Genomic DNA, 11856 nt, shown 5'->3' on the forward strand with positions numbered 1-11856 from the left:
ATCTGCAGTATAAGAAAGGAAACACCGTGTCGAATCAACTAACACGCCGCCTGGCCCTGCTGGACGACGATGCCCACCGCGGCCTGCTGTTGCAGGGCCTGCGCGGCATCGAGCGCGAAACCCTGCGCGTCGACAGCCGGGGCCATCTGGCACGCACGCCTCATCCGGTGCAACTCGGCTCGGCCCTGACGAATCCGCAGATCACCACCGATTACGCCGAAACCCTGCTCGAATTCATCACCCCGGCCGAGCACGACATCGGCCTGGCGATCAACCGCCTGGACGCCATCCACCGCTACGCCTACAGCAAGCTGGGCGACGAGATGCTGTGGAGCCAGTCGATGCCCTGCGACCTGCCGCCCGAGGAAGAGATCGAGATCGCCTGGTACGGCACCTCGAACATCGGCATGCTCAAGCACGTCTACCGCCGCGGCCTGGCGCTGCGCTACGGTAAGGCCATGCAATGCATCGCCGGCATCCACTACAACTACTCGCTGCCGGAACAGCTGTGGACCCTGATCGCCCAGAGTGAGGGCATCATGGAAGAGCGCCGCCATGCGCTGCGCGACTTCCAGTCCGAGAGCTATATTGCGACGATCCGCAACTTCCGCCGCTACAGCTGGCTGCTGATGTACCTGTTCGGCGCCTCGCCGGCGCTGGCCAAGGGCTTCCTGCGCGGCCGTCCGCACCAGCTCGAAACGCTGTCCGACGACACCCTGTACCTGCCGTACGCGACCAGCCTGCGCATGAGCGACCTGGGCTACCAGAACGACGCCCAGTCCGGCCTGCGCCCGCACGAGAACAGCCTGGAAAGCTACGTCACTTCGCTGATGGACGCGGTCAACCGCCCCTACCCGCCCTACGCCGAGATCGGCACCAAGAAGGATGGCGAATGGGTGCAGTTGTCGACCAATATCCTGCAGATCGAGAACGAATACTATTCGACGATCCGTCCGAAGCGCGTGATCCGCACCGGCGAGCGCCCGGTACAGGCGCTGTGCAACCGCGGCGTGCAGTACATCGAAGTGCGCTGCCTGGACGTCGATCCCTTCGAGCCGGTCGGCATCGCGCTGGAAACCGGCCGCTTCCTGGACGCCTTCCTGCTGTTCTGCGCGCTCGAGGAAAGCCCGAAGATCAATGCGATGGAAGGACAGGTCCACGCGCGCAACTTCGCCCGCACCGTGAAGGAAGGCCGCCGCCCGGGCCTGACCCTGACCCGCGACGACCAGGAAATCTCGCTGCAGGACTGGGCGCTGGAGCTGATCGAGCGCATCCGCCCGCTGTCCGAACTGCTGGACAACGAGCACAATTACAAGGGCGCCCACCTCGATTCGCTCGAAGCCCAGAAGGCCAAGGTGCTGAACCCGGCGCTGACGCCCTCGCACAAGGTGCTGGAAGCGGTGCGCGAACTCGGCTCCTTCGCCAGATTCGGCCTGCAGCAGAGCGAACTGCACGCCCAGGCCTTCCGCCTTGAGCCGCTGATGCCGGCCGAGGTGGCCGTGTTCGACGAGATGGCGCAGGCTTCGCTGGACGAGCAGCGCCAGATCGAGCAGGTCGATACCGGCAGCTTCGATGATTTTGTTGCTGCTTATAACAGCAGTACACTGTGCTGTAATAGCTGACGCAATGCCGTCGTTGCCGGCCAATCCCCGAAACACAAATTAAAGGCGGCCTGGGCCAGATCGTCACGCCGCACGGGGTGCCGCTGGTGTCGCTGGAGCGGGTGCACACGCCGCGCTACCTGCACTTCCTGCGCAGCGCCTGGAGCGAGTGGCTGCACCTCGATCCGCGCAATGCCGAGCGCGACGCCCTGCCCTCGGTATGGCCGATCCGCACCCTGCGCCACGACGTCGAGCCGGACAGTTTCGCGGCCCGCCTCGGCCTCTACTCGATGGATGCAAACACCCCGCTCACCGCCGGCACCTGGGTCGCGGCCAAGACCGGCGCCGATTGCGCCGTCAACGCGGCCCACGCGCTGCGCCTCGGCGAGCACGGCAGCTTTGCGCTGACCCGTCCGCCCGGCCACCATGCGGGCGCCGATTTTTTCGGCGGCTACTGCTTCCTGAACAATGCCGCGCTGGCGGCCCAGCACCTGCTGGACGACGGCCTGCAGCGCGTCGCCATCCTCGACCTCGACTACCACCACGGCAACGGCACCCAGAGCATCTTCTACCGCCGCAAGGACGTGCTGTTCGCCTCGATCCACGCCGATCCGCGCCAGGACTATCCCTACTACCTCGGCCACGCCGACGAGCTGGGGGAGGCGGAAGGCCTGGGCTACAACATGAACCTGCCGCTGCCGCGCGGCGCCGGCGCCGCCCAATGGTTCGCGGCGCTGGAGTCGGCCTGCCTGAAAATGTCGATGTTCGCGCCGCAGGCGCTGGTGGTGTCGCTGGGCGTCGACGGCTTCGGCGCTGATCCGCGCTCGCACTTCGCCCTCGGCAGTGCCGATTTTCTGCGCATCGGCGAGCGCATCGGCTATCTCGGCCTGCCCACCGTGTTCGTGTTCGAAGGCGGTTCCGTCGTGCCCGAGCTCGGCATCAACGTGGTCAACGTCCTCGAAGGCTTCGAGACCGCGGCCTGAATTCCAAACAATTGTTCATCCAGACAAACAAATGATTACTTGGCAATGGAGCGGCTTCGACGGCCTGACGGTCGCGCAGCTGTATGCAATGCTGGCGCTGCGCCAGGAAGTGTTCGTGCTCGAGCAGTCCTGCCTGTACCCGGACATCGACGGCCTCGACCCAGGCGCCCATCACCTGCTCGGCTGGCGCGATGCCGGCGGCAAGCCGGAACTGGTGGCCCACCTGCGCTGCCTGGCGCCGGGCGCAAAGTATGAGGAGATGTCGATCGGCCGTGTGGTCACCAGCCCGGCTGCGCGCGGCGGCGGCCTCGGTGGCGAGCTGGTGACGCAGGGCATCGCGCTGGCGCGGCAGCTGCATCCGGGCCACGCGATCCGCATCGGCGCCCAGGCCCACCTGGAGCGCTTTTATGCCGGCTTCGGCTTCGTCACCGTCTCCGAACCGTATGACGAAGACGGCATCGCGCACATCGACATGCTGCTGGCCGCAGCCTGAGGCCGGCTACTTGAGGTGGCCCGACTTGGCCGGGTCCGGCATCAGGAAGGCGACCACGCAGGCAATCGCGCACATGATGCTGACGTACCAGTAGAAATACGGCTCGTGGCCGGCCTGCTTGAACCACAGGGCCACGAATTCGGCCGAGCCGCCAAAGATGGCGTTGGCGATCGCATACGACAGGCCGACGCCGAGCGCGCGCACCTCCACCGGGAACATCTCCGCCTTGACCAGTCCCGAGATCGAGGTGTACAGGCTGACGATCGCCAGCGCGCAGAGGATCAGGACCCCGGCCATCAGCGGGCTGCCGACGCCGCGCAGTCCGAACATGATGGGCGCGGTGAAGATCGTGGCCAGGCCGCCGAAGGCGATCATCGAGGTTTTCCGGCCGATGCGGTCCGACAGCGCGCCGAACAATGGCTGCATCAGCATGTAGATCAGCAGGCAGACCGTCATCACGCGGCTGGCCGTGAGGGTAGTCATGCCGACCGTGTTGACCAGGTACTTCTGCATGTAGGTGGTGAAAGCGTAGAAGATCAGCGAACCGCCCGCCGTGAAGCCCAGCACGGTGACGAAGGCGCGCCCGTGGTGGCGCAGCAGTGAGGCGACACTGCCGGCCTGCTCGCTCTTGCGCTCCGATTCGGTGGTGGTCTCGTGCAGCGAGCGGCGCAGGTAGAGCGAGACCAGGGCCGCGGCGGCGCCGACCACGAAGGGAATCCGCCAGCCCCATGCAACCAGTTCGTCGTGCGACAGGAACAGTTGCAGGATGCCCAGCACCAGCAGGGCCGCCAGCTGGCCGCCGATCAGGGTCACGTACTGGAAGGAGGCGAAGAAGCCCTTCCGGCCCGGCTCGGCCACCTCGCTCATGTAGGTGGCGCTGGTGCCATATTCGCCGCCCACCGACAGGCCCTGGAACAGGCGCGCCACCAGTAGCAGCGCCGGCGCCGCCGTGCCGATCGTCTTGTAGGTCGGCAGCATCGCGATCAGCAGCGAGCCGCCGCACATCATCAGCACTGAAATCATCATCGAGTTACGGCGGCCGTAGCGGTCGGCGACGCGGCCGAACAGCCAGCCGCCCACCGGACGCATGAGGAAGCCGGCGGCGAAGATGCCGGCGGTGTTCAGCAACTGGGTGGTGGGATTATCTTTCGGAAAAAACGCCGACGAAAAATACAGCGCGCAGAAGGAATAGATGTAGAAGTCGAACCACTCGACCAGGTTACCCGACGAGGCGCCGACGATGGCGAAGACCCGCTGGCGTGAGGTCAGGTCGTGGATTGCATGCGCTTCTGATGTGTCCATTGTTGTCATTGCTTCCTCCGGGATGGTCCATCGAAACCTTGGCAGCAGCTGGACGACTTCCCGGACGGGTCCGCCAAGGCCAGCGCGGCCAGGCAAACTTAGCATAATAGCTATCCGCAAATCGTGGCGCGCAGGAGACAGGCGGCCCGATCAGAAGGTGATCACGAAGCGCGCCCCGCGCCCCACCGAACGGGCGTGGCGCACCGTGCCGCCGTTCTCGTGCACCAGGTGGCGCACCATCGCCAGGCCGATCCCGCCGCCCTGTTTCTTGGTCGTAAAGAAGGGCGTGAAGATGTGCGCGGCCAGGCCGTCCGGCACGCCGGGACCGTCGTCGCTGACTTCGATGCGCAGGCGCGCGCCGCGCACCAGGCGCGCCGTGACCCAGGCATTGCCGGGCTCGCCCTGGCCGCCGGTGGCCTCGAAGGCATTCTTCAGCAGGTTGATCAGGGCCTGCTCGAGCTGGCCGGGGTCGGCCATCAGTTCCAGCGACGCTGGTTCGACCGAGAGGCGGACCTCGCCGCCGCGCGCGCGCCAGCCCGGGCCCACCAGCGCGGCGACGCGTTCGAACAGCGCATCCAGCCGCACCCGCTCGGGCCGCGCGGCCGGCACGTTGGACAGGCTGCGGTAACTGGCCACGAAGTCGACCAGGCTGTCGGCGCGGCGCCGGATCGCGTCCAGCGCGGTGCTCAGGTCCAGGCCCACGTCTTCCGGCAGCGCGCCGCGGAATTCGCCCAGCAGGCCATAGGCCGTGTGCGACAGCGAGGCCACCGGGGTAAGCGAATTCATGATCTCGTGGGTCAGCACGTGCACCAGCTGGCGCCAGGCGTGCAGGGCTTCGGCTTCGAGTTCGCTCTCGACCGGCATCAGGGCCGCCAGGCGCTGGGCCCTGCCCTGCAACGTGATCGAGGACACCGCCAGCAGCGCACGCTCGGTACCGCGTTCGCTGTCGAAGTCGATCAGCGCGCGGCGCTCGCCCGGCTGCGCCGCCAGCTGGCGATACAGGTCGGCCGGATCGCTGGCGCGGCCCGGCGCCACCAGCTTGCGCGCATTGCCGTTCAGCGGCGCCACCTGGCCTTCGCCGCCGGCGCCGTCGATGCGGAACAGCGCCACCGGCGTGTGTTCGAGGCGGGCTTCCAGCACCAGCGCGTTGTCGACCAGGGCCTGCTGCTCGATCGGCAGGCCGGGCGCGGGCTGCGGCGAAGTGCGCCGCAGGGCGGCCAGGCCTTCCATGCAGCGCCACAGCTGCAGCAGCAGCGGCAGCGCGGCCAGCGCGCACAGCACCGCCAGCCGTGGCGACTCGTGGATGGCGCCGGCGCCGAAGGCCAGCAGGGCGATGCCGGCGGCGGACAGCAATGCGCCGGCCTTCAGCCGGCCTTCAGATGCCATGCTTGCCCAGCTTGCGGTACAGCGCGGCGCGGCTCAGGCCCAGCATGCGCGCCGCCAGGCTGATATTGCCCTTGGCCTTGTCGAGGGCGGCGGCGATGGTCTCGCGTTCCAGCGCGCCGAGGCGGAATGCGCCTTCGTCGTCATCGCCCGCGGCGGCGGCGGTGGCGACTCGCGGGGGCTCCGCCGGCGCCGGCATCGCCAGGCCGAAATCCTCGTAGCGGTACTCGTCCCCGGCCGCCAGGATCACGGCGCGCTCGCAGGCATGGCGCAGGGCGCGCACATTGCCCGGCCAGTGCCATTCGCACAGGCGCTCCAGGGCGGTGGGCGCCAGCTCGCGCACCGGGCGCCGGTACTGGTTCTCGTACAGCGACAGGTAGTGGTGCAGCAGGCCGGGCACGTCGCCGCGCCGTTCGCGCAGCGGCGGCACCCGGATCACGATGGTGTTCAGGCGGAACAGCAGGTCGGGACGGAAGCTGCCCGGATCGAACAGGCGGCGTTCATCCAGGTTCGTCGCGCTGACGATGCGCACGTCGATCGCCTCCGGACGGTCGGCGCCGATCGGCGTGACTTCGCGCCGCTCCAGCGCCGTCAGCAGCTTGGCCTGGCTTGCCAGCGGCATGTTGCCGATCTCGTCGAGGAACAGGGTGCCGCCGCGCGCCGCCTGGAAGCGTCCGGCGCGGTCGCTGCGGGCATCGGTGAAGGCGCCCTTGCGGTGGCCGAACAGTTCGCTCTCGAAGGTCGATTCCGGCAGCGCGCCCATGTCGACGGCCAGGAAAGTGGCGTCGGCGCGGCCGGATGCCGCATGGATCGCGCGCGCCACCAGTTCCTTGCCGGAGCCGTTCTCGCCCAGCACCATCACATTGGCTTCGGTGGGAGCCACGCTGGCGATCATCGCCTTCACGTCGCGCATCGCGCCCGAATCGCCCATCAGGCCACTGGTAGCGCCACCGCCGGCGGCCGCGGCGCGGCGCGCCAGCGCACTGTCGACGGCGGCGGCCAGGCGCGCATTGTCCCAGGGCTTGGTGATGAAGTCGCCGGCCCCGCGTTTCAGCGCCTCGACCGCCAGCGGCACGTCGGCATAGGCGGTCATGGCGATCACGGCGGGCGGATGCGCCAGCCCGCGCAGGCGGTCGAGCACCGCCAGGCCCTCGGCGCCGTCGATGCGGCCGGGGGTGAAGTTCAGGTCGAGCAGCACCACATCGGGCAACTGCGCCGGCACGCCGGCTTCGAGCAGGGCGTTGAGGCGGGCGGGATCGTCGAGCGTCGTCACCCGGCCATGCCGGCGGCGCAGCAGCATCTGGGCGGCGCAGGCGACGTCGATGTCGTCGTCGAGGATCAGGATGTGGGCGGTATCGGCCATTGATCTGTAAAGGATGATCCGTCGTCCCCGCGCAGGCGGGGATCCAAGTTTGCATGCGCTAACGGAACGCTGACAGAACTTGGATCCCCGCCTGCGCGGGGACGACGAGGTAGTTGCCATTCTAGCAGCGCCACACTCGACAGGCGACCAGCCGCGGCCACCTGTCCGCAAGCGCACATGCATAGCTGTCCGAATCCGGACAGCCAGGCACCGGACAAGCGGACAAACGGCCGAAAACAGGCCGAAACAGGCCTGGCACGGCGCTTGCAAAAGGGATCACATCATCGTTCACAGAAGCGCATCGTCATGGATCACATTCCTCCTCCCGCCGTCACCGGCGCCGCCATGGACACCGTCGTCCCCAAACGGCGCGGCCGCCTGCTGGCGCGCATCGGCATCGCCGTCGCCGTGACGGCGGCGCTGGCCTGGGCCGGCTGGCAGTTCGTCCCGCACGGGCTGCAGGTGGCCACGCGCGACGTGCGCCTGGCCCGGGTCGAACAGGGCGTGTTCCGCGACGACATCGTGGTGCGCGCCACCGCCGAGCCGCTGAATTCGATCATCCTCGACTCGGTGGAAAGCGGCCGCGTGGAAGAGGTGTTCGCCAAGGACGGCCAGGCCGTCAGGAAGGGAGATTTGCTGTTCCGCCTGTCGAACCCGCAGCGCAACCTGGAGCTGCTGGCGCGCCAGACCGAGTACTCGCAGCAGATCTTCAACGCGGCCAACCTGCGGGTGGCCCAGGAAGCGGTGCGCACCGACCACCAGCGCCGCCTGTCCGACCTCGAATACGCGCTGAGCCAGGCCGACAAGCAGCATGCGCGCAACAGGCGGCTGGCGGCCCAGGGCTTCATTTCCGCGGTGGCGCTGGAAGAGTCGGCCGACAAGCTGGCGCAGCAGAAGCGCGCGCTGGACGAAGAGAAGCGCGCCGTCGCCACCGAGGAACAGGTGCGCGGCCGCGCGCTGAGCCAGATGGACACCGCCCTGCACGGCCTGCAGTCCGGCCTGCAGCTGGTCAGCGCCACCGTCGACGCGCTCGCCGTGCGCGCACCAAGCGACGGCGTGCTGACCGACTTCCGCATGCTGGTCGGCCAGACCGTGCGCACGGACCAGCACATCGGCCGCATCGACGACCCGCGGCACTTCAAGCTGAGCGCCCAGGTCGACGAGTTCTATCTCAGCCGCCTGACGGTCGGCCGGATCGGCAGCGTGACCCAGGACGGCAAGACCTATGGTTTGCGCGTCGCCACCGTCTACCCGCAAATCAAGGAAGGCCGCTTCACCGCCGAGATGGTGTTTACCGACGGCCAGCCCGAAGTGATCAGCCCGGGCCAGAGCATGGACACCCAGCTGACCCTGGGCGAGCCGGCCAAGGCCATGCTGCTGCCGAACGGCGCGTTCGCGAACGACACCGGCGGCAGCTGGGTGTTCGTGGTGGGCCGCGACGGCGAAAGCGTCGCGAAGCGCAGCGTGAAACTGGGACGCCGCAACAATGCCCAGGTCGAGGTGCTGTCCGGCCTGGCCCCGGGCGAGCAGGTCATCATTTCCAGCTATACGCCGTTCGGCAAGGCCGAGCGGCTGCAATTGACGAAGTAAACTCCAACCCAACACTGAACAGAACAGGGAATCCAAGATGCTCAAACTCTCAGGCGTCAGCAAGATCCACCACGCGGGCGAAGTCCAGACCACCGCCCTCGACCGCATCGACCTCGACATCGCGGCCGGCGAATACGTGGCCATCACCGGACCGTCCGGCTGCGGCAAGTCGACCCTGCTCAGCGTGCTCGGCCTGCTGGACGTGCCGTCCTCCGGCGAATACTGGTTCGAAGGCCAGAACGTGGCCGGCTGGAGCGAGGCGCGCCTGAATGCGCTGCGGCGCGGGAAGGTCGGCTTCATCTTCCAGAGCTTCAACCTGATCGAGGAACTGTCGGTGTACGAGAACGTCGAGCTGGCGCTCGAATACACCGGCACCCCGGCGGCCGAACGCAAGCGCCGCGTACAGGAGATGCTGCAGCGCCTGGGCGTGGCGCACCGCGCCGGCCACCGTCCCTCGCAGCTGTCGGGCGGCCAGCAGCAGCGCGTGGCGATCGCGCGCGCGCTGGTGGCCGGCCCCGCCATGCTGCTGGCCGACGAACCGACCGGTAACCTCGACACCGCGCACGGCGACGAAGTCATGCGCCTGCTGCGTCAGATTAACGCCGAAGGCACGACGGTGGTGATGGTGACCCACTCGCCGGCGCATGCGGCCCAGGCCTCGCGCACCCTGCACCTGCTGGACGGCCGCGTGGTGGTCGACGCCCTGCAGGCGGCGTAAGGAGCGGAACATGAAGATCAACCTGCGGGACTTCCGCATCGGCTGGCGCCTGCTGGTCAAGGAACCGGCCTTCTCGGCGGTCGTGATCCTGGGCCTGGCGGTGGGCTTCTGCGCCTGCTTCCTGCTGCTCGGCTATGTGAATCACTCGCTGTCCTACGACCGCCACGTGCCGCAGCGCGACAACGTCTACCGTTTGATGTCGCGCTGGAACATCAGCGCCGTCGGGGAAGGCTGGAGCAACGCCGTCAGCCTGCCGGCACGCGACGCCGCCATTGCCAGCGGCCTGCCGCTGCAGGCCAGCGCCTTCCTGCAGCGCGACATCAACGTCAGGATCGGCAACCACGTACAGACCATCACGATGGCCGCGGTCGACCCCGACTTCCTCACCATCTTCCAGCCGCGGATCCTGGCCGGCGACCTTGCCTCCGCGCTGGCGCGTCCGGACGCGCTGGCCGTGAGCCGCGAAACCGCAATCAAGCTGTTCGGCACGCCCGACGCGCTCGGCAAGAGCGTGCAGGTGGGCGGCCGCCCCTACCTGATCCTGGCGGTGTTGGAAGACCAGCCGGCCGCAACCACCCTGCCCTACGATGCCCTGGCCAGCACCAGTACCACGATCTGGACCGAGGAATACCGGCAGCTGGTGACGAAGAACTGGGGGTCCTCGCACGGTCCCACCTACGTCAAGCTGGCGCCGGGCGCCGACCCGCAGGCGGTGACGGAGGCGGTGCGCCGCGCCATGCTGGCCTCGAACTTCTTCAAGCAGATGACGCCGGAACAGGTGGCCTCGCTGAACGGCCACGACCTGATCGAGTTCCGCCTGGGTTCCCTGCCCGACGCCTACCTCGACCCCGACGTCAGCGAGCGCTCCGACATCCACGGCGACCGCAAGACCATCTTCGGCCTGGCCGCGGTGGCGTTGCTGATCCTGGCGCTGGCCGCCACCAACTACGTCAATCTGGCCACCGTGCGCACCCTGCGCCGCCAGCGCGAGATCGCGGTGCGCAAGGTGCTGGGCGCCAGCGCCGGCGCCGTCAGCCGCCAGTTCCTGGCCGAATCCGTGCTGGTATGCCTGATCGCCACCGCCATCGGCCTGCTCATGGCCTGGCTGCTGCTGCCGGTGTTCGCCGACCTGGTGCAGCGCAAGCTGGACCACATGTTCACTCCCGTCTCGCTGGGCCTGTCGCTGCTGCTGGGCGTGCTGCTGGGCGTGCTGGCCGGCGCCTACCCGACCTGGTCGGCGCTGAAGGTACGCCCGACCTCGGCCCTGTCCGGGCGCGGCAACGTCGAAACCGCCGGCGGCCTGTGGCTGCGCCGCACCTTGACCGTGCTGCAGTTCGCCACCGCGATGGGCCTGACCGGCATGACCCTGGCGGTGGCCTGGCAAACCCGCTACGCCAGCAGCCTCGACCCGGGCTTCGATCCCGCGCCGCTGCTGATCGTGGAAGCCCCCGACGACATGCGCAACCCGAACGTGCACGCCTTCCGCGACGCGCTGGCGCGCCTGCCGGGCGTGAGCGGCGTGGCCGAAAGCGGCACGCGGGTCACGGTCAACATGAATGGCACCTCGCTGCAGCGCGAGGGCGGCGCCCCGACCCAGCTCAACTGGCTCAACGTCAGCCCCGAGTTCTTCGGCGTGTACGGACTGAAGCCGGTAGCCGGCCGCCTGTACGACGCGGCACGCGACACCGTCAACGACCGCGACAAGGTGGTGATCAACGAAGAGGCTGCGCACAAGCTGGGCTTTTCCAGCGCCCGGGATGCGATCGGCAAGATCATCCGGGAACCCGACGGCCAGCGCGCCAAACAGGTGATCGGCGTGGCCCCCGACATCCGCCACCGCTCGGCGCACGAGCCGATGCAGGCCTACGTCTATTACGTGTCGCCGCGCACCGGCACCTTCACCATCCGCAGCGACCGCGACCTGGAGACGGTACGCCACGCGATCGAGGACATGTGGCCGCGCTGGTTCCCGAACGACGTGCTGAACGCGGAGCGCATGGACAGCATCTACGCCGGCACCTATGCCGACGACCTGCGCCTGGCCAAGCTGCTGGCCGCTTCGAGCGTGATCGCGACCGCGATCGCCGCCTTCGGCATCTACGTGCTGGCGGCCTACAGCGTGCAGCGGCGCGCCCGCGAGATCGTGCTGCGCAAGCTGTACGGCGCCGGCAATACCGCGGTGGGCGGCCTGGTGATGCGCGAATTCCTGGTGCTGATCGGCGCCGGCGCCCTGCTCGGCCTGCCGCCGGCCTGGCTGGCGATGCAGCACTACCTGGCCGCCTTCACCGAGCGCGCGCCGATCGGCGCCTGGACCATCGTCGGCGCCCTGCTGGTGGCCGGCGCGGTGGCGCTCGGCTCGACCCTGCGGCATACGCTGGCGGCGGTGCGGATCCGGCCGGCGCTGGCGCTGCGCGAAGGATAAG

At 68.4% G+C, this 11856-nt stretch carries 8 protein-coding genes and 1 pseudogene; 6 read left to right on the plus strand and 3 right to left on the minus strand.

The features are described from left to right. The first annotated feature begins 26 nt into the window (after nt 1-26). The 3 genes and pseudogenes from gshA (at nt 27) to AC1DOP_RS23865 (ending at nt 3077) form a co-directional block, all read left to right on the plus strand. Nucleotides 27-1622: a glutamate--cysteine ligase gene (gene gshA / locus AC1DOP_RS23855; RefSeq protein WP_477253738.1), complete on the plus strand. Its 1596-nt coding sequence runs from the start codon at nt 27-29 to the stop codon at nt 1620-1622. A gap of 47 nt (nt 1623-1669) precedes the next feature. After that, nucleotides 1670-2584, plus strand: a pseudogene (locus AC1DOP_RS23860) (histone deacetylase family protein); the annotation flags it as partial. Between the two features lie 31 nt (nt 2585-2615). After that, a complete protein-coding gene (locus AC1DOP_RS23865; protein WP_477253740.1) occupies nt 2616-3077 on the plus strand; it encodes a GNAT family N-acetyltransferase in 462 nt (153 codons plus the stop codon). A gap of 6 nt (nt 3078-3083) precedes the next feature. Here AC1DOP_RS23865 and AC1DOP_RS23870 read toward each other — a convergent pair whose 3' ends face one another. The 3 genes from AC1DOP_RS23870 to AC1DOP_RS23880 all read right to left on the minus strand — a co-directional run bounded on the left by AC1DOP_RS23870 (nt 3084) and on the right by AC1DOP_RS23880 (nt 7125). Next, nucleotides 3084-4388 (minus strand): MFS family transporter, encoded by a 1305-nt coding sequence (locus AC1DOP_RS23870; protein ID WP_477253742.1) that lies wholly within the window; start codon nt 4386-4388, stop codon nt 3084-3086. Nucleotides 4389-4529: 141 nt separating this feature from the next. Then, complete coding sequence (locus AC1DOP_RS23875) at nt 4530-5765, minus strand: sensor histidine kinase (protein ID WP_442123858.1); 1236 nt, start codon at nt 5763-5765, stop codon at nt 4530-4532. Then, entirely contained in the window at nt 5755-7125 is a 1371-nt protein-coding gene (locus tag AC1DOP_RS23880; protein ID WP_442123859.1) for a sigma-54-dependent transcriptional regulator, read from the minus strand. Before AC1DOP_RS23880 ends, AC1DOP_RS23875 begins: the two co-directional genes overlap by 11 nt. Before the next feature lie 306 nt (nt 7126-7431). Here AC1DOP_RS23880 and AC1DOP_RS23885 point away from each other — a divergent pair, with 306 nt between their 5' ends. From AC1DOP_RS23885 to AC1DOP_RS23895, 3 genes are read left to right on the plus strand one after another with little or no spacing between them, the layout of a single operon-like run. Further along, a complete protein-coding gene (locus AC1DOP_RS23885) occupies nt 7432-8715 on the plus strand; it encodes an efflux RND transporter periplasmic adaptor subunit (protein WP_442123860.1) in 1284 nt (427 codons plus the stop codon). Between the two features lie 37 nt (nt 8716-8752). Beyond that, complete coding sequence (locus tag AC1DOP_RS23890; protein WP_442123861.1) at nt 8753-9433, plus strand: ABC transporter ATP-binding protein; 681 nt, start codon at nt 8753-8755, stop codon at nt 9431-9433. A 10-nt stretch (nt 9434-9443) separates the two neighbouring features. Beyond that, nucleotides 9444-11855 carry an ABC transporter permease gene (locus AC1DOP_RS23895; protein WP_477253746.1) on the plus strand — a complete coding sequence of 804 codons (2412 nt, stop codon included), beginning with the start codon at nt 9444-9446 and terminating at the stop codon, nt 11853-11855. The last annotated feature ends 1 nt before the right edge of the window (nt 11856 follow it).

The organism is Massilia sp. 01N410, assembly GCF_056399665.1.